Here is a 21,568-nt window from a genome sequence, read left to right on the forward strand (position 1 = left end):
AAAGCAACTGAGAAACCATGGTCAACGGCATCGGCCTTATTCTGATCCTGGCTTGCGTGTTCGGCAGTTTTATTCTGGCCGGCGGCAAGATGGACATCATTTCTCATGCGCTGCCGCATGAGATGATGGCTATCGGCGGCGCAGCTATCGGCGCCTTCCTCGTCGCCAACTCCATGTCGGTGGTGAAGAAGGCGGGCAAGGGCATTGTCCGCTCCTTCAAAGGCCCGCGCTGGAAAGAAAGCGACTACCGCGATCTTCTGACCATGCTGTTCACCTTGCTGACCACCTTTCGCAAGGGCGGGGCGACTGCCATCGAGCCACATCTCGACGCACCGGAAGAGAGTACGCTGTTTAGCCGTTATCCGCGGATCCTCGCCGATCATCACCTGGTCGAGTTCATCTGCGATTACCTGCGGATGATGACGGTCAATTTCGAAGACCCGCACCAGATGACCGAAGCGATGGAAAACGACATCGAGCGGCATCATCATGAAGAGCTGGAGCCGCAGCACGCGCTTCAGGTGATGGCCGACGGCCTGCCTGCCATCGGCATCGTCGCCGCCGTGCTGGGGGTGATCAAGACCATGGGTTCTATCGATCAGCCGACCGAAATTCTGGGCGGAATGATCGGTGGCGCGCTGGTCGGGACCTTCCTTGGCGTCCTGCTCTCGTACTGCCTCGTCGGCCCGCTTGCAGCCAAGTTGCTCGAAACGATCGAGTCCGATTCCAAGCCGTTCATCATCGCGAAGACCGCGATCATCGGACACGCCCAGGGGCTGCCCACGCAGGTGGCCATCGAAATTGCGCGGCGCATGACACCTTCGGGTTTCGCGCCCTCCTTCCAACAGCTCGAGACCGCACTTGAGGAGGCGAACAGTGAACTCAACGCCCAACCCGCCTGAAGACAATACGCCCCCGGGCGACAGCAAGGGCAAGCCGCAGGACTCCGTCACGCTTCCGGCGAACGGCACCACTGCCACCGCGGAGGAACTGCGGGTCCGGCTGGTGCTGGCACTCGACGGCCAGGCCCCGGCGGAAATCGACGCCAGCGAAGTGGAGAACGCCGGTCAGGCGGTTCTGCAGCTGCTGGTGGCCGCGCAGGCCGAGGCGCGCAGCGCGGGCCGCCCGCTAACTTTTACCAATCCCAGCGCGGCTTTTCGCGACCGCGTCAAACGTTGCCGACTGACCGACCAGATCGGCCTGGATCCTGAAGGAGTTGCCGCGTGACCAAGCGCATTCTGACCGTCGATGACTCGGCGAGCATGCGGATGCTTCTGAAGGCATCGCTGACCAAGCAGGGTTTCGCCATCGAAACCGCCGATGATGGCGAGCACGGCCTTTCGCGCATGTGCGAGCTCAATCCGGACCTGCTGATCACCGACATCAACATGCCCAAGATGGACGGCTTCGAACTGATCGAGGCGGTCCGCGGCATGCCCGAGTTTCGCGGAACCCCGATCCTGGTCCTGTCGACGGAATTTTCCGACGACAAGAAGGCGCGGGCGCGCAGCGCGGGTGCAACCGGCTGGATTACCAAGCCTTTCGATCCTGACAAACTGGGGGCGGCAATCCGCAAGGTGTGCCCATGAGCGACGATCTCGACGATATCCAGGCGATCTTCTTCGAAGAGTGCAACGAAGGTCTTGCGGTCGCCGAAGAAGGTCTCAGCACGATGGCCGACGGGGATACCTCGGCTGATGTGATCGCTGGCGTGTTCCGCGCGGTCCACTCGATCAAGGGTGGCGCGGGTGCCTTCGGGCACGAAAGGCTGCAGAGCTTCTCACACATCTTCGAAAACCTGCTGGACGAAGTGCGCGCTGGCCGCATCGAGCCGACCGCCCACATCTGCAAGAACATGCTGCTCGCCTTCGACGTGCTCTCCGATCACGTGCAGGCGGCGCAGGGGCATGCCGAGGTGCCGGATGATGCCGCGATGCTGGCCACGCTAGAAGCGCTGCTGGTTGAGGGGGCAGGCGATGCGCCGGCCGCAGACACGGCCTCCGAAGCGAGCGCACCTACAGCCGAAGGCGAAGCGGACGAGTTCGGCTTCATGCCGGTCGTGGTGGACATCGAAGATCTCGACGGGGAATCTGATCCGTTCATGGACCTTGGCGATGGTGACGCAGAAGAGAGCACCGCCGCTGCTGGCTGGTCGATCCGTTTCGCCCCCTCGCGGGATGCGATGGCCAATGGCAGCGAACCCCTACTGGTCCTGCGCGAGCTGGAGCGGATGGGCGGCGAAGTTGTCGCTGTGGAAACCGCTTCTCTCCCTCCGTTGCGCGAGCTCGATCCCGAAGGTGCCTATTTCGCCTGGTCCATTACCATGCCGGCGAGCGTGACGCGTTCGGACATCGAGGAAGCTTTCGATTTTGTCGCGCCCGATTCAGTGGTCGACATCGTCGAAGGCGAGACGATGCCGTCGCACGATAGTGAGCCTGCAGAGCGGCCCGGAGCCGAGCCCGAAGCGGACGATCAGCCCGTCTCGGCCGACCCCAGCCCGAGCGTGGCGGCAGCCGAGAGCGAGCCGTCTGCGCCGCCGGTGAAGGCGGTGCCCGCCGCTTCGCCGGCGGAGGCCAAGGCGCTCGAGGCACCGCAGAATATCCGTGTCGATGTGTCTAAGCTCGACATGCTGCTCAACCTTGTTGGCGAGCTTGTCATTCGCAACTCGATCCTGGCGGACCGTCTCTCGTCGGCGGACCAGCAACGGGTCGAACTGCCTGAACTGGCGCGCTTGACGCGTGAAATTCAGGACAATGTCATGGCGCTGCGTGCGCAGCCCATTCGCCAGGCCTTCTCCCGCGTGCCACGGATGCTGCGCGAGCTGTGCTCGGCCACCAACAAGGATGTCGCGCTCGAAGTATCGGGTGAGGCGACCGAGGTCGACAAGAGCGTGATCGAGAAGATCGGCGAGCCGCTGACCCACATGATCCGCAATGCGGTCGATCACGGCATCGAGAGTTCGGAGGAACGCGTTGCGAAGGGCAAACCCGCCCAGGGCAATCTGAAGCTGTCTGCCGAGCAGAGGGGCGCGCGTATTTTCCTGCGCGTTGCCGATGATGGACGCGGCATTGATCGCGAACGCGTGCTTGCGAAGGCGGTCGAGAAGGGCATTGTCGCCGCGGACGCTACCCTGAGCGACGAAGAGATCGACAACCTGATCTGCGCCCCCGGCTTCTCCACCGCCGAAACGATCTCGTCCATTTCCGGGCGCGGCGTGGGCATGGATGTGGTGCGCAGCAATGTCGAGGCGCTCGGCGGCCGGATCGAGATCACCTCGGCTCCCGGCAAGGGCACCACCTTCACCATGATCCTGCCGCTGACGCTGGCGATCCTGGATGGGATGGTCGTGCGGCTGTGTGGCCAGCGCTACGTGCTGCCACTGTCCAACGTGGTCGAAACCGTCCAGCCCGAGCCCGGGCAGATGCGCCCGGTCGCCAACAGTTCGGAAGTGATCGACATGCGCGGCACCTACGTGCCCGTGAAGCGCCTGTCCGAGCTGTTCCAGCTGCCTCCCGCCGATCGGGAAGACGAGGACAGCGTCGTGATCATCGTCGAAACCGACGCAGGCAATGTCGGCCTGATGGTCGATACCATCGAAGACCGCCGCGAAGTGGTGATCAAGAGCCTCGACCAGAACCTCTACCCGATCCGCGGGCTGGGTGGCGCGACCATCCTTGGCGACGGCTCGATCGCACTCATTCTCGATATCGAGGCGCTGGTGGCCTCGGCAAATTCTCCCAACAAATTCGTCCTGAAAGGAATGGCAGCATGAACGCGACCGATACCGCCGATCTCAACACCATGACCGCTGCGTCTGTGCAAGCGACCGAAACGGTCGACGATGCAGAGCGCAAGATCGTGACCTTCCTGCTCGGCAAGCAGACCTTCGGCATCGACATGTCCGCGCTGATCGAAATCCGCGAGTGGGAAGATCCCACTCCGCTGCCCAGCGTGCCCGCCTACATCAAGGGTGTCACCAATCTGCGCGGCCATGTCGTGCCGGTGGTCGGTCTGGCCGAACGGCTCGGCTGGGAGCCGAGCGTGCTGCACGCGCGCTCGTGCATTCTGGTGGTCAACATCGAAGGCAAGCACGCCGGCTTCCTGGTCGACGAAGTGGCCGACATCGTGTCGGTCGCGGACAGCGCGATCCAGCCGGCCCCGGAAGTCGAAGTGACCGAAACCAGCGTGATCCGCGGGCTCGTCGAAATCGGCCAGCGCAGCAAGGAAAGCGCGGACCAGAAGGACCAGACCATGGTCTCGCTTCTCGATCTGGACAAGCTCAGCCCGACCCGCAATCTCGACCTGGCTGCATAATGATGCAGACGGTCTCCGCTCTCGGCCAGTCCGCCGGCCTCGCACCAGCGGAAGCGCGGCTCGACCAGCGCGATTTCGCGCGGGTTGCCGCCATCGTGGGGCGTGAAGCGCGCATTGCGCTTCAGCCCACGAAGGCAACGCTCGTATTCTCGCGCCTGAGCCGCCGCCTGCGCGAGCACGGTCTGGAATCTTTCGGCCAGTATCTCTCGCTGGTGGAATCCGACGCTGTCGAACGCGCGGCGATGGTCGAGGCGTTGACCACGAACCACACACATTTCTTCCGCGAGGACCATCACTTCGACCACTTCAAGGCCGCCGTTCTTGGCGAATTGCAGGACCGGGCTCGCGCAGGGCACCCTGTCAGGCTGTGGTCGGCCGGATGCTCGAGCGGCGAGGAAGTGTACTCGCTGGTGATGTGCATGCTTGGAACGTCGCGTTCGGAAGCGCGCTGGGCGACTGACGGCGACGTCAAGTTGCTGGCCACCGATCTGTCTGCGCGCGTCGTCGCTGCGGCGCGCAAGGCGGTCTATTCCGAAGCCACCGTCAAGCCGATACCGGAAGCGTACCGGCGCCAGTGGCTGCGCGAAGAGGGCAATGATTTCGCCGTTGTCGACGACGCGCGCCGTTTCGTCACCGCGCGCGAACTGAACCTGTTCGGCGAGTGGCCGATGCGCCAGCAATATGACGTCATCTTCTGCCGCAACGTCATGATCTATTTCGACGACACCGCGACCTCCGAGCTTATCGCCCGGTTTTCGCGCCTGCTGCGGCCTGGCGGATACCTCTACATCGGCCATTCGGAACGTCTGATCGGCCCTGGTGCCGACGTGCTGAAAAATTGCGGCCAGACGATCTATCGCAAGGAAGGTAGCGGCCAATGACGTCCCCGGTCCGGACACTGGTGGTGGACGACAGCGCGACGATGCGCACGATGCTGTGCGCCGCACTCGATGCCGATCCCGGCATCAAGGTGGTGGGGTCCGCCCCCGAGCCACATGCGGCGCGGCAGTTGATGCGCGAGCTCGATCCCGATGTGGTCACGCTGGATGTCGAGATGCCCGGCATGGACGGGCTCTCCTTCCTCGAGAAGATCATGCGCCTGCGGCCTACGCCGGTGGTGATGTGCTCGTCGCTCACCACGCACGCGGCCGAGGTCACCATCGAGGCGCTGCGCCTCGGGGCGGTGGACTTTGTCGCCAAGCCGACCGGCGCGGGTGGTGATATGGCGCGTGCAGCCGCCGAGCTGTGCGAAAAGGTCAAGGCCGCGGCGCGCTCTCAGGTGCGGCAATCGCCGAACGTCGCAACGCCCGCTCCCGTCGATTCCGGCGGCGGCGTTTTCCTCGACGATCGTCTGATCGTCATCGGATCGTCCACTGGCGGCGTCGATGCGCTGTTCGCGATTCTGCCGAGCCTGCCCAAGGATGCGCCGCCGGTGCTGGTGGTCCAGCACATGCCGCCCGCCTTCACGGGCAGCCTTGCCCGGCGCCTGGACGGCGTCTGCGCAGTGAAAGTGATGGAAGCGCACGACCGCGCCCCGCTGGAGCGTGGAACCGTCTATATTGCTCCTGGGGGGGATCGCCACATGATCCTCTCTGGCAAGACCGTTCGCCTGATCGATGGAGATCGCGTGTCCGGCCATCGCCCGTCCGTCGACATGCTGTTCCAGTCGGTTGCGCCGCTCGGTCGAAAGGCCGTGGGCGCGATCCTGACGGGGATGGGCGAGGACGGCGCAGCCGGCCTGCTGGCCATGCGTCAGGCTGGTGCCCGCACCTTCGGCCAGGATGCACAGTCCTGCGTCGTCTACGGAATGCCGCGTGCGGCCGCAGCCATGGGCGCGGTCGAAAGAGAATTGAGTCTGTCTGCGCTGCCGATGGCGATCATCGGCGCCTGCCGCAGCAAGTAAGGGGATCGGTTATGCCGGCAGCGTCTGCAATCAAGGTAATGGTGGTCGACGATCAGACCAGCATGCGCGCGATGATCCGCCGCACGCTTCAGGATCTGGGTTTTCGTGACGTGCGCGACAAGGCGAGCGCGACAGAAGCGCTCGACGATGTGCGGTCCAATCGCGTCCACCTGATCATTTCGGATTACAACATGCCCGAGATGGACGGGCTGCAGTTCCTCCAGGAAGTGCGCAAGGATTCGGTGATCGGCAAGACGGTTTTCATCATGCTGACAGCGTCGGCGGAGAAGGAGATCGTCCAGAAGGCCGCCGAGATGGGCGTCAACAACTACGTGGTGAAGCCCTTCACTCCCGCAGCTCTCAAAGAGAAGATCGAGCGCGTCTTCGGGGCGCTGTCCTGAACGCCATGCGCCGCGTCTCCATCATCCAGGGCGAACATCGCGTCATTGCCGAACCGGAGGTCATGCTGACCACGGTGCTGGGATCGTGCGTTGCAGTGTGCCTCCACGATTCCGTGGCTCGCCTTGGCGGGATGAACCACTTCCTGCTCGGCGAACCGACCGCCGGGCACGATCTCAGGCCCGAGGAAATGCAGCGCTACGGGGTGCACGCGATGGAACTGCTCATCAACGCGATGATGCAGGCCGGTGCCAAGCGCGAACGGCTCTGCGGCCATCTGTACGGCGGCGCCAATATCGTCGCCGGGCTGGGGGCGATCGGCAGCAGCAATGCCGAGTTTGCCCGCCGGTTCATGCAGACGGAAGGTCTGGAGGTGCGCCATTGCGACCTGGGTGGGACCAGCGCGCGCAAGGTCGAATTCCTGCCGTTCGACGGCAAGGTGCGCTCGATCAAGGTCACCGACGCACCGCTCGAGCAGCGCCCGCAGCGGATCGCCACCAATGATGTCGAGCTGTTCTGATGTGTTTGTCGGAACGTCTTCTTGTTTGCCTGGGATGAGCCATGGATATTCTCGAAAACCAAACTGCCGAACTGTGCCGGGCCATTGCTGACGAAATCCGTCAGGTAAGCCTTCTGGTGGAGGAACTGGCCCACGTCCTCGTCGCCGACGAGGACATCGCCCTCAGGCATCTGCATCGCCTGCAGGCGTTCGATCTCGTCATCCAGCGCGTGGGTGAGAGCGCCCGGGTGCTCGACCGGCTGGCGTCGGGCGTGCATTCGCACCAGGCCATTGATGCGGTGTGCCTCGAAGCGCTGCAGGATCGCCTGCGGGCGGCGACCCGCGCGAACTGAACATGGCTACTCAAGCCTCCGATCGTCCCATAGTCATCCGCCGGGTCAAGAAGGTCACCGGCGGGGGGCATCACGGTGGCGCGTGGAAGGTCGCCTATGCCGACTTCGTGACCGCGATGATGGCGTTCTTCATGCTGCTGTGGCTGACGGCCAACCCCGACAAGGAGATGCTCAAGGGGCTGGCCGAGTATTTCACGCCTGCCGATCCCGGCGCTGTCGGACCGGGCAGCAGTGGTTCGTCTGCGGGCGCGGGCAATAGCCGGGCGGCGCAATCGAGCGAGCAGAAGCCACAGGGCACCCCGGCGATGGAAGCCGCGACCGCAGGTGCGGCCCGGGGGGGCACCGCGAACGTGCCGGATGCGTCGATGCGTGTGCTCGCACAGGAGCTGCGCCTCGTCATCGATAGTACCGCCGACGACCGCGTTTCCGACAATGCGAAAATGAAGGAGGACGGCAACACGCTGACCATCAGCCTGATGGACACGGCCAAGCGACCGATGTTCAAGGACGGATCGGGCGAGCCCAACAGCTACGCCACCAACCTGCTGATGCGGATCGCGCGCGAGGTTGCCGGAACCGGGGTGAGCGTGGCGCTGGAAGGGCACACCGACGCCGAAGGCGGGCTTAGCGAAGCGAACTGGAAGCTCTCGGGCGACCGTGCCCAGGCGGCGCGCAGGATCATGCAGTCGGCGGGGCTGTCTTACGACCGGATCAGCCAGGTTTCCGCGATGGCGAGCACGCGCCCCGTCTATCCCGATCAGCCCATGCGGCCAGAAAACCGCCGGATCGCGATCATCATCAAGGCGGAAGGCTCCGCCTTGCCGCCCGACACAAGTTTCGAATTCTAGCGAGTAAGCAGCCATGCCGGGTATCAAGACAATGATCATGCCGATCGTGCTGCTGGCGGGCGGTGTCGGGATCGGGAGCGGCGCGGCCTACGGCACCACGATGCTGCTCGGCCCTGCCGAGGCTGATGGCGCGAGCAGCGCCGAGGAAAAGCCCACCACGCTGGTCGAGGTAGACGATGTGATGGCGCCGCTGGTGCTGCCCGACGGGCAGCGTCTCGCCGGCTATGTCTCGTTCCAGATCGCGCTTCAGGTGCCCGAAGATCAATCCGAAGACGTGACTGCGCGCCTCCCGCTGCTGCGCCACGAGATCAACATGCGTACCTATCGCAAGCCGATGGCGAGCGGACCTGATGGAACCCTGCCGACGCTCGAGATCTTCCGCCAGATCGTTCAGGAAGCGGCCGATGTCGCCTTCGAAAAAGGCACGGTCAGCGCGGTCGCCATCGCCAGCGCGAGGCCAGTCTGAGATGGGGCGCGAAGCATTCATCGGTTCCGGATCGTCGCGCGTTACGCATTCTGCGGGCGGCGGGCACAAGATCCCCCGGCTGGAGCGCACCGTCACCTTGCTCATGCTCGGGCGGTTGCGGCACCGCGGTAGCGATACGATCTGCCGCATCCGTAACGTGTCCGAAGGCGGCATGCGCATCGACACCGGTTCGCCACTCGAAAAGGGCGATCGGGTCGCGATCGAAGCGCGCAGCGGCGTGTGCATAGACGGGCAGGTTGCATGGACCAACCAGCTGGCGGCGGGCATCGCCTTCACCCACAACGTCGATCATCAGGAGATGCTCTCTCCGCCGGTGGGGCCCTCGGGGAAGAGGCTGGCTGCGCGTAGTCCGCGCTTTCACGCAACCGCGCGCGCGCGATTGCAGACCGCCGGAGAGGCTTTGACGCTGCGGCTGGTCGATATATCGCTTGGCGGTTGCCGGGTCGAAAGTGACGCGGGCTTTCCGCTCGGGGCGGATGGGTCCCTCACCATCCCCGGTCTGCCGCCGCTGGCGTGTACCAGCCGCTGGGCGACCGGCAATCGCGCCGGGCTGATCTTCCACGTCAGGCCCGACTTCGGGTCCTTCGCCCGCTGGTTGGAGGCACCGGACCTGCGTTTTGCCGCTCCTTAGGCTGCAAAGGCGGATGGCCCGGTGCTGTCCCGCAGGTTGGCGGGGGGCTGTTATTCAGCCGCCCCCGAAGCTTTTGACCAGCGACCCCGCGACCAGCGCCCAGCCATCGACCAGCACGAAGAACACGATCTTCATCGGTAGCGATATGGTGGGTGGTGGCAGCATCATCATACCCATCGCCATCAGCACGGCGGACACCGCAAGGTCGATGATGAGGAACGGCAGCAGCAACAGGAACCCGATCTCGAACCCGCGCCGCAGCTCGGAAATCATGAAGGCCGGGACCAGCGTCGACATGGCAAGCTCGCTGCGGCTGGGCGCAGGCTTACCCGAAAGCTCGACGAACAGTTCCAGATCGCTTTCGTTGACCTGACTGAGCATGAACTGGCGGAAGGGGGCAGAGGTCCGCGCGAACGCTTCTTCCTCACCGATCTCACCCTGCGTGTAGGGGGTTACACCGTCTTCCCACGCCTTCTCGAAAGTCGGCGCCATGACGAAGAACGACAGGAACAGGGCGAGGCTGATGATCACCGGGTTGGGCGGCACGCCGGGCGCGCCGATCCCGGTACGCAGCAGCGACAGGGCCACCACGATACGGGTGAAAGAGGTGACCGTCATCAGGATGCCGGGGGCAAGGCTCAGCACGGTCAGCATCAGGACCAGCTGAATTACGCTGCCCGACATCGAGCCTCCGCCGCCCAGATCGAACGTGGCGGATTGCGCCAGCGCGTGTCCCGGGATCAGCAGCAGGGCAGCAGCACCGGTTACGGTACGCAGGAATTGGCGGAAGATCATGTCAGTTCTTTCGCTTGGAACCGGGCTTCGCGCGGTGTGACGAGGTGCTCCCCGGCATTGCCAGCTTGTGGTTGAGCAATGCGGTGAACGATTCCGGAAGTGGTCGTGCGGCGCGTTCCGGCTGAGGCGGGGGGGCCTTGGTCGGCCGCGCTTCGAGCGTTTCGACCAGCAATTGGCCCTCCGGGGAGATGATCAGCAGATGCTCGCGATCGTCGCGCCGGATCAGCACTGCCGAGCGGCGCTGGTCGAGCCCCAGCCGCTCGACCAGTTCGAGGCGCCGATCCGGCTGGCGGGTGACCGCACCGGGCAGGCGGATATCGAACCGTCGCACCGCCCACAGCGCGCCCGAGAGAAGGCCAAGCAGGAGAGTGAGTGCGCCAAAGGTGCGAAACAGGACCAGCGTGTCCATCCTAGCGCCCCCGCTTTACGAGGGTGCTGATCTCCAGCAGCATCTTGTCGCCTTCGACAAGAATCTGCCCCTTCGCGATCAGCTGGCCATTTATATAGATCAGCGTGGGATCGTCCTCGTTGCAGTCGAGCGGAATGGTCGCGCCGCGCGACAGCTTGAGAATCTGCTTGATCGGCAGGGTCGTCGAACCCAGCGCGATGGTGCAGTCGACCGGGACATCATTGAGTACGGACATGGCAACAAACTCCTTGCCCGCATTCTAGGAAGAAAAGTCCTGCCCCCCGCCCCGGGGTAGGCAATATTTTCCTATCAGTAGTGAGTCAGCGCCGCTCGGCGCATCACAACCGGGGCCACACAATGTCTCTTGATAGTTCGATCGGCGTTTCCGCAGCAGGGCTTCGCGCCCAGACCCTCCGCATGCGTGTGATCGCCGAGAATCTGGCGAATGCCAATTCCGTTGCCGACACGCCCGGGGGCGATCCCTATCGGCGCAAGGTGCCGACTTTCCGTGCTGCACTGGACCGCACCAGCGGCGCCACCACGGTCGAAATCACCGGCATCCAGGCCGACCAGTCGGACTTCACCCGGGTTCACCAGCCCGGCAATCCGGCGGCGGATGCCGATGGCTATGTGAAGATGCCCAACGTCAATTCGCTGATCGAAAGTGCGGACATGAAGTCCGCCCAGCGATCCTACGAAGCCAATCTCAACGCCATCGAAGCGGCACGCAGCCTGACGATGCGCACGATCGACCTCCTCAAGTAAGGAACGCCCCCGATGTCCATTAATGCATATGACGCAGCGACCGCTTATGGCGGAGGTCTTGCCGGAATTCCCGTTTCCAAGCCCGGCGGCCTTGCCGGCAAGGCTGCCCCCGGCGGTGAAGACGGCGGCAGCTTCGGCGATCTGGTCTCCGGCCTTGTCGCCGACACCTCGGGCAAGCTGCACGCTGCCGAGCAGGCGAGCATTCGCCAGGTCGCCGGCAAGGGCGACCTGATCGACGTGGTCACCGCCATTGGTGCCGCCGAAACCGCCCTCGACACGGTGGTTGCCGTGCGCGATCGCGTGGTCAGCGCCTATGGCGAGATCATGCGGATGCAGATCTAGTCGCGATCGGGCAGCGAACATGACCTCTACTGACGCCATCCAGATTGCCCATGCGGCGCTTATCGTGATCCTCACGATTAGCGGCCCCATGCTGTTCACCTCGCTGGTGATCGGTGTGGCGATCGGCCTGTTGCAGGCGCTCACCCAGATTCAGGAGATGACGCTTACTTTCGTGCCAAAGCTGTTCGTGATGGGCTTCGTCCTGCTGCTGTGCCTGCCGATGATCGGCGATGCGATGGGCAATTTCATGGCCCAGGTCTCCGACCGGATCGTGGCCGGCTGAGGCTATGGGAGACTTGCCCGTACAGGTGGAGGGCTTCCTGGTGGTATTCGCCCGTTTGGGGGCGATGCTGATGGTTTTGCCCGCGTTCTCCGACGATGCAGTACCCGGCCGCATCCGTTTGCTGGTTGCGCTGGGCATTTCGCTCGGCCTGTTCGGCATGCTCGGGCCGCAGGTGCCCCCCACGGGCAACGCCGTGAGCCTGGCGGCAACTGCCTTTGCAGAGCTGCTGACGGGGCTGGCGCTGGGCGCGATCGTGCGGATCATGTTTCTCGCGATCACCATCGCAGGGTCGATCATCAGCCTGCAGACGGGCCTGACCTCTGCGGTGATGCCCGATGCGGCGCTGGGCGGGCAATTGCCGGTGATCGCCAAGCTGGTCAGCGTGGCCGCGGTTATCGTGTGCTTCTCGCTCGGCGTGCATCACCTGTGGATCGCCGCGATGGTCAACAGCTACCTCGTCTTCCCGGTCGGCGGCTTGCCGCCCGCCGCCGATTTCGCGCAGCTGGCGATCGCCACCACCACCCGATCGATGGAGCTGGGCTTTTCGCTCGCCGCGCCGCTGGTGGTCTACGGCATCGTGTTCAACGTCGCGCTCGGCCTTGCCGCGCGGCTTGCGCCCACCATCCAGGTGTTCTTCATCGCCCAGCCGCTCAACATCCTGCTCGGCCTTGCGCTTTTCGGCGCAACGCTGGGCGCGGTGCTGATGGGCTTTGCGATGGCGATGGCCGAATGGGTTCAGCAGGGCTGGGTCTGATCAATGTCGCAATCCGATTCCGGCGAGAAGACGCACGACCCAACCGACAAGAAGCTCGACGATGCGCGCAAGAAGGGCGACGTCGCCAGCGCACCGGAGATGCGCCACGCGAGCATGTTCGTTGCCGCGATCGTGGTGATGGGCGGGATGGGCGCGTGGGCGGTCTCGCGCATGCTGACGGTCTTCGTGAGCCTGTGGGGCGGGGCGGACGAGCTGGATGTTCGCGGTAGCGGACAGACCTTTGCCGCCCTGCTGATGGGCCAAGTCGGGCTCGCGCTGGGCCCGCTGCTCGGCATGCTGATGTTCTTCGCGCTGCTCACGCTGTTCCTGCAAGGTCGGCCGACGCTGGCCCTGTCGCGCCTCAAGATCAAGTGGAGCAAGGTTAACCCCGGGTCGGGTTTGAAACGCATGTTCGGCAAGCAGGGTCTCGTCGAATTCGCCAAGACGCTCGCGAAGTTCGGGCTCGTCGCCGGGGTCGCGCTGATCGTGGTGTGGCCGCACGCACGCGGGATCGAAACGCTGGTCGGCGCGCCCGCGCACGCGGTCGGCAAGGTCGCGGCGGATCTGGTGTTCCAGATGGTCAAGGCCGCGACGATCATGGTCGCCGCGCTCGCTGCCGCCGATTTCATCTATCAGCGGCGCGCCTTCCTGAAGAAGATGCGGATGTCGCTGCAGGAGATCAAGGACGAGCACAAGGACGCCGAGGGCGACCCGCTGATCAAGGCCAAGGTGCGCGCGATCGGCATGGAACGCGCCAAGCGGCGAATGATGACCAAGGTCCCGCAGGCGAGCGTGGTTATCGTTAACCCGACCCACTATGCGGTCGCGCTGCAATATGATCACGGCGCGATGGCGGCTCCGGTCGTGGTCGCCAAGGGCGTCGACGCGGTCGCGCTCAAGATCCGCGAGATTGCGAAAGACAACGACATTCCGATTATCGAGAAACCGCCGCTCGCGCGTGCCCTGCACGCCAGCGCCAAGCTCGATCAGCCGATCCCGGCAGAGCATTACCTCGCCGTGGCCGAAATCATCTCCTACGTGATGAAGCTCGCGCAAGGACGGCGGTAGCAACCGCGCCTTTGCGCCTCGCCGCCGATGCGGAGAGTCTAGACCTCGATATCGAATTTAGCCAGTTCGACGCGCACGCGCAGTTCGATATCGGCGATGATTTCGGCAAGCACAGGATCGGCGGGCTGCTCGACCTGAGCGACCCATTCGGCCAACTGCTCCAGCCGTTCGGGCGTCACTTCGCCGGTGGCCAGTTCCACCTGCAGCGCTTCGAGTTCGTCGAGCCCGTCCAAACCCTGTTCGGCCATCTGTCGGCGGCGTTCGCGGTCTGGATCATAGGCGGCAAGAGTCACCAGCATCTGCACCGAACCCAGCGGCTGGCCGGGCTGGACGGCAGGCTGTTGCGGCACCTGCGCGGTGGGCACGTCCGGCTCTTCCCCGAGGTTGAACGTCGGGGTCTTGCGGGCGAACCCCGCAAGCAAAGCCGGGGCAGGCAACAGCGCGCTGATCTGCACGATAAACTCCTACCGAAGTGCGATTCTTGTCCTCCTCTATTCTATAAGAAAAGGAAGCCATTTTGGTAAACAGGAGCGAGAATATGCGCATCGTGACAATGGTCGTCACAGCTTTGGCCCTGCTTCTCGCAGCGCCCGCGCAGGCCCAGTCAGGTTCGCGGATCAAGGACATCGTCGATGTCGAGAACGTGCGTACGAACCAGTTGGTCGGCTACGGCCTCGTGGTCGGTCTGGCCGGGACCGGAGACCGTACCCGCAACGTCCCGTTTACCGAGGAATCGCTGCAATCAATGCTCGAACGCATGGGCGTGAGCGTGCGCGACATGCAGCTGCGGACCAAGAACGTCGCCGCCGTCACCGTCACCGCGACCCTGCCGCCCTTCGCGCGTGCCGGTTCGCGGATCGACGTGCAGGTCTCTGCGATGGGCGATGCGACCAGTCTGCAGGGCGGCACGCTGCTCATCTCCCCCCTGCGCGCCCTGAACGGAGAGATCTTCGCGGTCGCCCAGGGTCCGCTTGCGGTCTCGGGCTTCAAGGCTCAGGGCGCAGGTGCCAGCATCAGCCGCGGGGTTTCGACCTCCGCCCGGATCGCCGGTGGTGCGATCGTCGAGCGTGAGGTTCCCTATGTGCTGGGCAGCGCGGACAGCCTCAAGCTGGCGCTCAAGAACCCCGATTTCACCACCGCCGATCGTATTGTAAGGGCGATCAACCAGCGTTTCCCCGGTGCGGCACGCATGCTCGATCCGGCGACGGTCGAGCTGGGTGGAGCGGGCGGCTATGGCGGCTCGCTTCTCCAGCTCCTGCCCGAGATCGAGAACCTCCCGGTCGATGTCGACCAGCCTGCGCGGATCGTCGTGAACGAGGCGGCGGGCACGGTGGTGATGACCGCCGACGTCAGGATCAGCCCGGTGGCGATCGCACAGGGCGGGCTGACGATCAGCGTCGCCGAAAGCCCGATCGTATCGCAGCCCGGCCCGTTCTCCGGCGGAGAGACCACGGTGGTGCCGCGCACCCGGCTGGAGGTAGATGACGGCGGCGGGGCCTCGCTTGCGATGCTGGAACAGGGCACCTCGCTCCAGTCGCTGGTCAACGGCCTCAACCGGCTGGGCGTGTCGCCGCGCGACCTGATCACGATCCTTCACGCACTCAAGGGCGCGGGCGCTCTGCAGGCGGAGATCACGATCCAATGACGAGCGCAGCTTCAGCAACGCCCTTTCAGGGGCTGCCGGCGGCGGTGCCGAGCGGCGCATCGCCCGGCGCATCGCGCGCCGAGATCGCCAAGACGGCCGAGGAATTCGAAGCGGTTTTCTTGGGCGAGATGTCCAAGCTCATGCTCGAAAGCGTCGAAATGGGGGATGAGTTCTCCGGCGGCCATGCCGAGCAGATATTTCGCGGAGTCCTGGCTGAAAAGCTGGGTGCGGAAATCGCCAGACGGGGCGGCGTAGGCCTGGCCCCGTCGGTGATGGAACAGATGATCAAAATGCAGGAGGGTTCTCAATGATCGACACTATTCTCGATGCTGCCCGCTCGATTGCCTCGCTGATGGATGAGGAAACCGAAGCACTCGGCCAGCGTGGGCGCCTTGCCGACCACGCAGAGCTGGTCGCCGCCAAGCGCCGCCTGGTGGCGCAGATGGAGGCCGAGATCGTCCGTCTCAACCGCGAAACGCCCAACTGGCTGCGCGATCTGGACGCAGAGCAGGACGCCGCGCTGACCGAGGCGATGGGCACGCTGCAGGCCGCGGCCATGTCCAACGCGACCGTGGTCAGGCGGCAGCGTGACCTTTCCAACGATCTGATCGACGCGGTCGCGGCCGAAGCGAAGCGGCTGACCGGGAATTCCAGTTGCAGCTACCGCGACACCGGTTCGGTGACGTGGCGGCAGGATTCCAGCCCGATCTCGGTCAACACCAGCCTCTAACACGACGATCCCGGCCAGCCTGGGGGCTGGCCGGGATTGCCTGATTTCTCCGACCACTAACGGGTCGGGCCCCGAACCACATTCCAACACATACAAAGCGACCCCGGCTGGCACCAACGCCAGCCGGGGTCGCTTTGTTTTTAGATCGGCTTATCCGTTGCCGCGACCGGTCGCAGTTTTGAGCAGTTGCATCTGCTTGCGATAGAGGTTGGTCAGCGCGGTGAATTCGGATTGCACTGCGCCCAGCTTCAGCACCTGTTCTTCCAGCGTGACATTATTGCCGTCCGGCTTCGTCTCGACGATATTCTCGTCCAGGATGATCGCGCTCGATGATTGCTGGCGTGCACCAAGCGCGCGCATTTCGGAACTGATCTGGACGGTGGGCCGCGCAACGCGCCCCGCGCCGCTTGCATCCACCATTCCCGCAAAGCTGGGCGCTTCGACTTCGCGCGCCTTGTAGCCCGGGGTATCGCCATTGGCGATATTCTGCGCGATCACCTGCTGGCGATCCGAAAGATGCCGCATGGCGACACCAATGCCCCGCAGGAGGGCTGGACTCGTTTCACTCATGCCATGCTCCCTGGTCTGAGTTGTTAGAACAAGCCGCCGGAGTTGAGCCCGGCGGTAAGGCTGCTGATGCGGGCGAGCGCATCCTGATAGTTTGCGATCTGCGCCAGCTGGCGCGGGGATGCGCCGCCGGTAGAACCGGCGCCGCCATTCACGATCGCGGCCTTCCCATCGTCCCAGTAGAGCGAGCGATAGGCGGTCTGCGTCATCGAGATCGCGCTCTTGATGCGTTTCGTGGCAAGCGCCGCGCCTTCGCGGGTCGAAATGTCGAACGCATGGGTCAGGTCGAGGCCGTAGCTGCCGCCTGGCACAACCTTGGGTGCGCGTTTGTCGTAGGCTGGCGGCGCGACCAGCTTCGCTTCGGGCAGGCCCAGCTTGGCAAGCGCATCGCGCCCTTCACCGCCACTGACCAGCTCGATCGCCTGGCCTGCCTTCGCCGTAATGCTCAGAGTTCGGCCATCATCGCCCGATGGCGTGGTGACGGTCGCCTTGGTGCCGGTGATCCGGCTAATCTTCTGCGACAAGGTCGCCATGGTTTCGTCCGCGGCGATGGTGATCTGCCGTGCGATTCCGTCGTTGACCTTGATCGAGAACTGGTCCCCTGCGCGCAGGCTGGTCTGCGCGGTCAGCAGGGGGGAATCGGTGCTGTCGAGCCGCCCGCGCTTCAGACCGAGCGCGCCCAGCACGGTCGACCCGCTGGTGGCCGCAGCGATGCGGACCGGCTCGGTCGTGCGGGTGGCGAGGCCGAATTGCTGGATATCGGCGATCGCGCCGGTTCCTGCATCGAGCCGGGCGACGAACCCGTCGCTGGTGCCGCGGCGTGCGCCGTCGAGGTCGCCCGTGGTTCGTCCGCCCGCGTAGAGATTGCCGCCCATGAAGGCGATGCTGTCTACCCGCTCGTCCGCTCCGGTGGCGATATAGCTGACATCGCTGCTGGCCAGATCGGCGCTGACTCGCGCGACGAACCCGTCACGCCCGCCCTGCATGGCGTTGAGCTGGTTGCCGGTCACCGCGCTGGAGGCCGAGCCGCCGATCCCGATGGTGCCGTCGGCGGCGACCGCGAGCACGCGGGCATCGACCCGACCGAGATCCATCGAGCCGAGATCGTTGACCAGAGAGGTGCTGTCGATCCGTCGCAGCGTGCCGACGCCGCCTTCGCTGGTGAGCGCGAGCAGCTCGCCGTTGCTTCCGATCGCCAGCGCATTGACCGTGTCGCTGCCGCCGCTGTCGATCCGGCGGCGCTCGCGCAGCTGACCGTCCGCGTCGAGCCGGGCGATGAACGCATCGCCGCCGCCCGTCGCGCCGCGCCCGCCGACGAAGATCGAACCGTCTGCGGCAACCGCGAGCGCGCTTGCGCTGTCACTGCCAACCGCACGAATGACGGTGGAGGACAGCTCTGCGCCGTTCGCGTCGAAGCGCGCGACCATCATGTCGCCGTCGGTGTTGGCCCCGTCGAAGCTGCCGGTCACCGTGCCGGCCACCACGATCTGGCCATCCGGGCCGAGGGCGACCGCCGCACCGCTGGCAGAGCCGCTGGCACCGAGCGCGCGTTGCCAGACAACGGCGCCCTCGCTGTCCAGCTTGGTCAGAAACAGGTCTTGCGAACCGGCGACCCGGTTGGAATCGAGATCGCCCGAAGTCGTGCCGACGACGAAACTGGTGCCGTCGGCAGCAGTGACGACCGATTGCGCAGTGGTGGCGGCAAATCGCTCTGTCGAAGGCGGTTCAACGCCCTCGATCGGCGCATATTTCGGTGCATTCAGTTCCGCACGCTCAGTCGCCAGCCGGTCGAGCCCGGCGATCTGGGACAGGGTCGATCGTTGGGCTGTGCCGGCCGGATCGGATATCCGCATCACCTGCGTCGATGCGGGGGTATCGGGATCGGTCTGGCCGGTGACCACCATCAGCGCATCGGGCGCATCGATCTGGTCGATGGAAACCTCTTCCAGGCCCGGGTTTTCGATCTTGAAGCCCCAGCTTCCGGTGCTCTTGTCCGGCACGAAGCGGACCAGCCAGCGGGGCACCGGGTTGCCGTCTGCGTCGAGGTTGACGCTGCCGTCGGGTGCACGCATCGGCACGGCGGCGATCGCATCGTTGATCGAGCCCGAAATCGAATCGAGCGTGGGCGGCTGCGGTCCTCCGGCCAGGTCGACATTGATCACGTCGCTCGCATCGCCGCGACGGATGGTGATGGCGAAGCGTTCCGTACCCGTAAGCGCGCTGAGCGGCGCATCGCGCGCTTCGGCCACGCCCTTGCCCGCGACCGTGCCGACGGGGGCATCCGCGGCGACCGCGACAGAGCGGACGCTGGTGCTGGGCTCGTCAAACGCGAGAGTCAGCTTTTCGCGGGGTGCGGAGGCGACGAAGGCCTCAAGATCCTGCAACCCCTTTGCGAACACGCCCTGCAGCGTCTCGCGCACGGAGTCCGTGGGCCCAGCGGTTGCGGCTTCTGCGAGCATGCGGAGCCGGTCTAGCGCGCGGTAGGTGGTGAAGGCGGTGGCCACATCGCTCGGCAGCTTGCGGGCGCCGGTGGGCCCTGCATCGATTATCGACGACATGCGCCGGATTGCGGAAACCTGCGATGACAGCGACGTTCTGGGCTGGGCCTCCTTCCACGGCGGCGTGGTTTCGGGCGTCGAGAAGTTCGCTTTTGCTCGCCGAACGGCGAGCGTTTCGAACCCTCCCGATCCGGGTGAGAACATCGCGAAACTGTTGGTTCCGCTGAGCAGGCTGAGGCCTGCGAGGCTGCTGTTGAGGTTTGTCGGCACCTTCTTGCTACGTCCGTCCAATCGGCTGTTCGTTCCTCTATAATAGGACGAGCGCTCCCATCATGCGGGATGGGCGCTGGGATTTCTTTCTCTGGGGAACTGACATGACCATGGCCGCCAATCTCGTGGAGCCTGCCGAGCTCAAGAAATATTCGGGGCCGCAGCGTGCTGCTGCGCTGATGCTCGCGCTTGGCCAGGAACACGGGGCACCGATCTGGGAGCAGCTGAACAACGACGAGATCAAGGAACTGTCCGCCGGGATCGCCCAGCTGGGCCGGTTGCCGGCCGTGGCGGTGGAGCACTTGCTGGTCCAGTTCAGCAGCGAAGTCTCCAGCATGTCGTCGCTGCACGGATCGTACGAGACGACAGAGCGACTGCTCTCCGGCATCCTCGGCGAAGACAAGGTCAAGGAGATCATGGAGGACATCCGTGGTCCCTCGGGCCGCACCATGTGGGACAAGCTGTCCAATGTGAACGAGGCGGTTCTCGCCGCCTATCTCCGCAACGAATACCCACAGACCGTGTCGGTGATCCTTAGCAAGCTGCGGGCCGAGCATGCAGCGCGCGTGCTTTCCGAACTGCCCAGCGACTTCGCGACCGACGTCATCCAGCGAATGCTGCGGATGGAGCCGGTCCAGAAGGAAATCGTCGCCGAGATCGAGCAGACGCTCAAGAGCGAGTTCATGACCAATCTGGCGCGCTCCCAGAAGCGCGACCCGCACGAGATGATGGCCGAGGTGTTCAACGCGCTCGACCGGTCCGCCGAGGAGCGGATGCTCAGCGCGCTCGAAGAGTGCAATGCGGAATCGGCGGAGCGCATCCGCGCGCTGATGTTCACCTTCGAGGACCTGGGCAATCTCCTGACCGCATCGATCGCCACGATCGTGAAGAACGCCGATAAGCGCGAAATGGCGCTGGCGCTGAAGGGCGCGCCGGAAGAAATACGCACGCTGTTCCTGGGTGCGATGACCGAGCGCGCGGCCAAGATGCTGCGCGAAGACATGAGCGCGATGGGCCCGGTGCGCGCACGCGAATGCGACGAGGCGCAAGCCGCGCTTGTCCGCCTGGCCAAATCCCTTGCCGATCGGGGAGAGATCGTTCTGGTCGATCCGAAGTCCGATGAATCGATGATCTACTGATCGCATGACGATGCACGATCATAACCTTCATGTCCGGCCGTTCGGCTTCGACCGCACGTTTGCGATGCCGGTTCGCGAACCGGCACGGCAATATCGACGCAAGACCGACGCGGCCGAGTTGGCGCACGACGTAGATACCCTGCGCAGGCAGATCGCCCGGATCGAAGAGAGCCATGCGGAAGAACTGGCCCGGACAAGAACCGAAGCGTTCGAGGCCGGGTGCAGCCATGTGCGCGCAGAACGAGATGCGGCGATCCTTTCTGCGCTGGATGCGGTTCAGGCATCGCTGGACGAGCTTTCCGAGCAGTCCGGTGAATTGCAGGCCCAGGCCGAGGCCGATGCGATCGAGGTCGCCTTTGCGGCGGCCGAAGCGCTGGCCGGACAGGCTGTTGCGCAGCAGCCCGGTGGCGCGGTCGACGAAGCGATCGGGCGCGCGCTCGCGCAGGTCGCGCGAGGGCAGGAGATCGATGTAAAAGTCCACCCGGATCTGGTCGAGGATATCGAGGCGCGGATCGCCGAGCGGCAGAGTCGCGACCGCCGTCGTCTGGCGCTGGTCGTATCCGGCGACGCATCGCTCGCCCCCGGCGATGCGGTGCTGCGCTGGGATCGTGGCGGGGTGATCGTCGATGCGCAGAGCCGCCGCCAAGCGGTGCTGGACGAGCTTGCTCCGATCATGGATCACTCCCCCGAGTGACCTGTCGCGCCGGGCTTTTGTGCACCCGGCAAAAATTTCCCACCGGCAAAAAATGCCGCCCCGCAGCCTTTCTATAATGATCCCGAGAGCCGGCGATTTTGTCGGCGCAATCCTACGGGGTCACCTTGGAAGCACTGCGCAACTTTGCCGGACAACTCGGGCCACGCCGGGTGCT

The 21,568-nt window shown here is 64.7% G+C and carries 29 protein-coding genes; 23 read left to right on the forward strand and 6 right to left on the reverse strand.

The window, feature by feature from the left end; genetic code table 11:
- Positions 1-17: 17 nt before the first annotated feature.
- Genes motA through K7H93_RS09960 form a run of 13 tightly spaced genes read left to right on the forward strand, consistent with a single transcriptional unit; the run spans position 18 to position 9,434 of the window.
- On the forward strand, positions 18-902 hold the full coding sequence (gene motA, locus K7H93_RS09900; RefSeq protein WP_230783480.1) for a flagellar motor stator protein MotA: 885 nt from the start codon (positions 18-20) through the stop codon (positions 900-902).
- A complete protein-coding gene (locus K7H93_RS09905; RefSeq protein WP_226662360.1) occupies positions 877-1,227 on the forward strand; it encodes an STAS domain-containing protein in 351 nt (116 codons plus the stop codon). The genes motA and K7H93_RS09905 overlap by 26 nt, the downstream gene beginning before the upstream one ends.
- The gene (locus tag K7H93_RS09910; RefSeq protein ID WP_222825384.1) at positions 1,224-1,589 is read left to right on the forward strand and encodes a response regulator; all 366 of its coding nucleotides are present in this window, start codon (positions 1,224-1,226) and stop codon (positions 1,587-1,589) included. Before K7H93_RS09905 ends, K7H93_RS09910 begins: the two co-directional genes overlap by 4 nt.
- Complete coding sequence (locus tag K7H93_RS09915; RefSeq protein WP_230783481.1) at positions 1,586-3,772, forward strand: chemotaxis protein CheA; 2,187 nt, start codon at positions 1,586-1,588, stop codon at positions 3,770-3,772. Before K7H93_RS09910 ends, K7H93_RS09915 begins: the two co-directional genes overlap by 4 nt.
- Positions 3,773-3,801: 29 nt before the next feature.
- Positions 3,802-4,314, forward strand: a complete 513-nt coding sequence (locus K7H93_RS09920; protein ID WP_226662567.1) for a chemotaxis protein CheW — start codon at positions 3,802-3,804, stop codon at positions 4,312-4,314.
- Complete coding sequence (locus K7H93_RS09925) at positions 4,314-5,195, forward strand: CheR family methyltransferase (protein ID WP_230783482.1); 882 nt, start codon at positions 4,314-4,316, stop codon at positions 5,193-5,195. Before K7H93_RS09920 ends, K7H93_RS09925 begins: the two co-directional genes overlap by 1 nt.
- Positions 5,192-6,217 (forward strand): protein-glutamate methylesterase/protein-glutamine glutaminase, encoded by a 1,026-nt coding sequence (locus tag K7H93_RS09930; protein WP_230783483.1) that lies wholly within the window; start codon positions 5,192-5,194, stop codon positions 6,215-6,217. Before K7H93_RS09925 ends, K7H93_RS09930 begins: the two co-directional genes overlap by 4 nt.
- Before the next feature lie 11 nt (positions 6,218-6,228).
- Positions 6,229-6,618, forward strand: a complete 390-nt coding sequence (locus tag K7H93_RS09935) for a response regulator (RefSeq protein WP_226662348.1) — start codon at positions 6,229-6,231, stop codon at positions 6,616-6,618.
- Between the two features lie 5 nt (positions 6,619-6,623).
- Entirely contained in the window at positions 6,624-7,136 is a 513-nt protein-coding gene (locus K7H93_RS09940) for a chemotaxis protein CheD (RefSeq protein WP_226662346.1), read from the forward strand.
- Positions 7,137-7,177: 41 nt separating this feature from the next.
- Positions 7,178-7,468: a hypothetical protein gene (locus tag K7H93_RS09945; protein WP_226662344.1), complete on the forward strand. Its 291-nt coding sequence runs from the start codon at positions 7,178-7,180 to the stop codon at positions 7,466-7,468.
- Positions 7,469-7,470: 2 nt separating this feature from the next.
- Complete coding sequence (locus tag K7H93_RS09950) at positions 7,471-8,316, forward strand: flagellar motor protein MotB (protein WP_230783484.1); 846 nt, start codon at positions 7,471-7,473, stop codon at positions 8,314-8,316.
- A gap of 13 nt (positions 8,317-8,329) precedes the next feature.
- Positions 8,330-8,782, forward strand: coding sequence for a flagellar basal body-associated FliL family protein (locus tag K7H93_RS09955; protein WP_230783485.1), 453 nt, complete (start codon positions 8,330-8,332; stop codon positions 8,780-8,782).
- 1 nt (position 8,783) lies between these two features.
- Positions 8,784-9,434: a PilZ domain-containing protein gene (locus K7H93_RS09960; RefSeq protein WP_230783486.1), complete on the forward strand. Its 651-nt coding sequence runs from the start codon at positions 8,784-8,786 to the stop codon at positions 9,432-9,434.
- A gap of 54 nt (positions 9,435-9,488) precedes the next feature.
- Here the strand turns inward: K7H93_RS09960 and fliP are convergent, their stop codons facing one another.
- Genes fliP through K7H93_RS09975 form a run of 3 tightly spaced genes read right to left on the reverse strand, consistent with a single transcriptional unit; the run spans position 9,489 to position 10,873 of the window.
- Positions 9,489-10,229, reverse strand: coding sequence for a flagellar type III secretion system pore protein FliP (gene fliP / locus K7H93_RS09965; RefSeq protein WP_230783487.1), 741 nt, complete (start codon positions 10,227-10,229; stop codon positions 9,489-9,491).
- A 1-nt stretch (position 10,230) separates the two neighbouring features.
- Positions 10,231-10,638 (reverse strand): flagellar biosynthetic protein FliO, encoded by a 408-nt coding sequence (locus tag K7H93_RS09970; RefSeq protein WP_230783488.1) that lies wholly within the window; start codon positions 10,636-10,638, stop codon positions 10,231-10,233.
- Position 10,639: 1 nt separating this feature from the next.
- A complete protein-coding gene (locus tag K7H93_RS09975; protein WP_226662325.1) occupies positions 10,640-10,873 on the reverse strand; it encodes a FliM/FliN family flagellar motor switch protein in 234 nt (77 codons plus the stop codon).
- A 122-nt stretch (positions 10,874-10,995) separates the two neighbouring features.
- Between K7H93_RS09975 and flgC the strand changes: the two genes are divergently transcribed.
- From flgC to flhB, 5 genes are read left to right on the forward strand one after another with little or no spacing between them, the layout of a single operon-like run.
- Positions 10,996-11,403, forward strand: a complete 408-nt coding sequence (gene flgC / locus K7H93_RS09980; RefSeq protein ID WP_222825372.1) for a flagellar basal body rod protein FlgC — start codon at positions 10,996-10,998, stop codon at positions 11,401-11,403.
- Positions 11,404-11,415: 12 nt separating this feature from the next.
- A complete protein-coding gene (gene fliE / locus K7H93_RS09985; RefSeq protein ID WP_230783489.1) occupies positions 11,416-11,745 on the forward strand; it encodes a flagellar hook-basal body complex protein FliE in 330 nt (109 codons plus the stop codon).
- 19 nt (positions 11,746-11,764) lie between these two features.
- Positions 11,765-12,028, forward strand: a complete 264-nt coding sequence (locus tag K7H93_RS09990; RefSeq protein WP_222825370.1) for a flagellar biosynthetic protein FliQ — start codon at positions 11,765-11,767, stop codon at positions 12,026-12,028.
- Positions 12,029-12,032: 4 nt separating this feature from the next.
- A complete protein-coding gene (gene fliR / locus K7H93_RS09995) occupies positions 12,033-12,782 on the forward strand; it encodes a flagellar biosynthetic protein FliR (protein ID WP_230783490.1) in 750 nt (249 codons plus the stop codon).
- 3 nt (positions 12,783-12,785) lie between these two features.
- Positions 12,786-13,850 (forward strand): flagellar biosynthesis protein FlhB, encoded by a 1,065-nt coding sequence (gene flhB / locus K7H93_RS10000; protein WP_230783491.1) that lies wholly within the window; start codon positions 12,786-12,788, stop codon positions 13,848-13,850.
- Between the two features lie 38 nt (positions 13,851-13,888).
- On the opposite strand, the gene K7H93_RS10005 is transcribed toward flhB, so the two are convergent.
- Positions 13,889-14,305, reverse strand: coding sequence for a flagellar assembly protein FliX (locus K7H93_RS10005; RefSeq protein WP_010236249.1), 417 nt, complete (start codon positions 14,303-14,305; stop codon positions 13,889-13,891).
- A 98-nt stretch (positions 14,306-14,403) separates the two neighbouring features.
- Here K7H93_RS10005 and K7H93_RS10010 point away from each other — a divergent pair, with 98 nt between their 5' ends.
- From K7H93_RS10010 to K7H93_RS10020, 3 genes are read left to right on the forward strand one after another with little or no spacing between them, the layout of a single operon-like run.
- Complete coding sequence (locus K7H93_RS10010) at positions 14,404-15,495, forward strand: flagellar basal body P-ring protein FlgI (RefSeq protein WP_230783763.1); 1,092 nt, start codon at positions 14,404-14,406, stop codon at positions 15,493-15,495.
- Positions 15,492-15,806: a rod-binding protein gene (locus tag K7H93_RS10015; protein WP_010236247.1), complete on the forward strand. Its 315-nt coding sequence runs from the start codon at positions 15,492-15,494 to the stop codon at positions 15,804-15,806. The genes K7H93_RS10010 and K7H93_RS10015 overlap by 4 nt, the downstream gene beginning before the upstream one ends.
- Positions 15,803-16,225: a hypothetical protein gene (locus tag K7H93_RS10020; protein ID WP_226662312.1), complete on the forward strand. Its 423-nt coding sequence runs from the start codon at positions 15,803-15,805 to the stop codon at positions 16,223-16,225. Before K7H93_RS10015 ends, K7H93_RS10020 begins: the two co-directional genes overlap by 4 nt.
- Before the next feature lie 150 nt (positions 16,226-16,375).
- Here K7H93_RS10020 and K7H93_RS10025 read toward each other — a convergent pair whose 3' ends face one another.
- Positions 16,376-16,795 carry a flagellar basal body protein gene (locus K7H93_RS10025; RefSeq protein ID WP_029140373.1) on the reverse strand — a complete coding sequence of 140 codons (420 nt, stop codon included), beginning with the start codon at positions 16,793-16,795 and terminating at the stop codon, positions 16,376-16,378.
- A gap of 23 nt (positions 16,796-16,818) precedes the next feature.
- Positions 16,819-19,581 (reverse strand): WD40 repeat domain-containing protein, encoded by a 2,763-nt coding sequence (locus K7H93_RS10030; protein ID WP_230783492.1) that lies wholly within the window; start codon positions 19,579-19,581, stop codon positions 16,819-16,821.
- Between the two features lie 83 nt (positions 19,582-19,664).
- On the opposite strand from K7H93_RS10030, the gene K7H93_RS10035 reads away from it, so the two are divergent.
- The gene (locus K7H93_RS10035; RefSeq protein WP_010236235.1) at positions 19,665-20,699 is read left to right on the forward strand and encodes a flagellar motor switch protein FliG; all 1,035 of its coding nucleotides are present in this window, start codon (positions 19,665-19,667) and stop codon (positions 20,697-20,699) included.
- Positions 20,700-20,703: 4 nt separating this feature from the next.
- A complete protein-coding gene (locus K7H93_RS10040) occupies positions 20,704-21,393 on the forward strand; it encodes a FliH/SctL family protein (RefSeq protein ID WP_010236233.1) in 690 nt (229 codons plus the stop codon).
- Positions 21,394-21,568 lie beyond the last annotated feature (175 nt).

The organism is Citromicrobium bathyomarinum, assembly GCF_021021475.1.
GTDB lineage: Bacteria > Pseudomonadota > Alphaproteobacteria > Sphingomonadales > Sphingomonadaceae > Alteriqipengyuania > Alteriqipengyuania bathyomarina.

Excerpts from the sequence above, each read along its gene's own strand:
- K7H93_RS09975 (WP_226662325.1), bottom strand. The coding sequence starts at position 10,873 with ATGTCCGTACTCAATGATGTCCCGGTCGACTGCACCATCGCGCTGGGT.
- fliP (WP_230783487.1), bottom strand. The coding sequence starts at position 10,229 with ATGATCTTCCGCCAATTCCTGCGTACCGTAACCGGTGCTGCTGCCCTG.
- K7H93_RS10025 (WP_029140373.1), bottom strand. The coding sequence starts at position 16,795 with ATGAGTGAAACGAGTCCAGCCCTCCTGCGGGGCATTGGTGTCGCCATG.
- K7H93_RS10020 (WP_226662312.1), top strand. The coding sequence starts at position 15,803 with ATGATCGACACTATTCTCGATGCTGCCCGCTCGATTGCCTCGCTGATG.
- K7H93_RS09955 (WP_230783485.1), top strand. The coding sequence starts at position 8,330 with ATGCCGGGTATCAAGACAATGATCATGCCGATCGTGCTGCTGGCGGGC.
- fliE (WP_230783489.1), top strand. The coding sequence starts at position 11,416 with ATGTCCATTAATGCATATGACGCAGCGACCGCTTATGGCGGAGGTCTT.
- K7H93_RS10035 (WP_010236235.1), top strand. The coding sequence starts at position 19,665 with ATGACCATGGCCGCCAATCTCGTGGAGCCTGCCGAGCTCAAGAAATAT.
- K7H93_RS09930 (WP_230783483.1), top strand. The coding sequence starts at position 5,192 with ATGACGTCCCCGGTCCGGACACTGGTGGTGGACGACAGCGCGACGATG.
- K7H93_RS09950 (WP_230783484.1), top strand. The coding sequence starts at position 7,471 with ATGGCTACTCAAGCCTCCGATCGTCCCATAGTCATCCGCCGGGTCAAG.
- K7H93_RS09925 (WP_230783482.1), top strand. The coding sequence starts at position 4,314 with ATGATGCAGACGGTCTCCGCTCTCGGCCAGTCCGCCGGCCTCGCACCA.
- flhB (WP_230783491.1), top strand. The coding sequence starts at position 12,786 with ATGTCGCAATCCGATTCCGGCGAGAAGACGCACGACCCAACCGACAAG.
- K7H93_RS09920 (WP_226662567.1), top strand. The coding sequence starts at position 3,802 with ATGACCGCTGCGTCTGTGCAAGCGACCGAAACGGTCGACGATGCAGAG.
- K7H93_RS09915 (WP_230783481.1), top strand. The coding sequence starts at position 1,586 with ATGAGCGACGATCTCGACGATATCCAGGCGATCTTCTTCGAAGAGTGC.
- flgC (WP_222825372.1), top strand. The coding sequence starts at position 10,996 with ATGTCTCTTGATAGTTCGATCGGCGTTTCCGCAGCAGGGCTTCGCGCC.
- motA (WP_230783480.1), top strand. The coding sequence starts at position 18 with ATGGTCAACGGCATCGGCCTTATTCTGATCCTGGCTTGCGTGTTCGGC.
- K7H93_RS09990 (WP_222825370.1), top strand. The coding sequence starts at position 11,765 with ATGACCTCTACTGACGCCATCCAGATTGCCCATGCGGCGCTTATCGTG.
- K7H93_RS09940 (WP_226662346.1), top strand. The coding sequence starts at position 6,624 with ATGCGCCGCGTCTCCATCATCCAGGGCGAACATCGCGTCATTGCCGAA.
- K7H93_RS10015 (WP_010236247.1), top strand. The coding sequence starts at position 15,492 with ATGACGAGCGCAGCTTCAGCAACGCCCTTTCAGGGGCTGCCGGCGGCG.
- K7H93_RS09945 (WP_226662344.1), top strand. The coding sequence starts at position 7,178 with ATGGATATTCTCGAAAACCAAACTGCCGAACTGTGCCGGGCCATTGCT.
- K7H93_RS09970 (WP_230783488.1), bottom strand. The coding sequence starts at position 10,638 with ATGGACACGCTGGTCCTGTTTCGCACCTTTGGCGCACTCACTCTCCTG.
- fliR (WP_230783490.1), top strand. The coding sequence starts at position 12,033 with ATGGGAGACTTGCCCGTACAGGTGGAGGGCTTCCTGGTGGTATTCGCC.
- K7H93_RS10040 (WP_010236233.1), top strand. The coding sequence starts at position 20,704 with ATGACGATGCACGATCATAACCTTCATGTCCGGCCGTTCGGCTTCGAC.
- K7H93_RS09935 (WP_226662348.1), top strand. The coding sequence starts at position 6,229 with ATGCCGGCAGCGTCTGCAATCAAGGTAATGGTGGTCGACGATCAGACC.
- K7H93_RS09960 (WP_230783486.1), top strand. The coding sequence starts at position 8,784 with ATGGGGCGCGAAGCATTCATCGGTTCCGGATCGTCGCGCGTTACGCAT.
- K7H93_RS10010 (WP_230783763.1), top strand. The coding sequence starts at position 14,404 with ATGGTCGTCACAGCTTTGGCCCTGCTTCTCGCAGCGCCCGCGCAGGCC.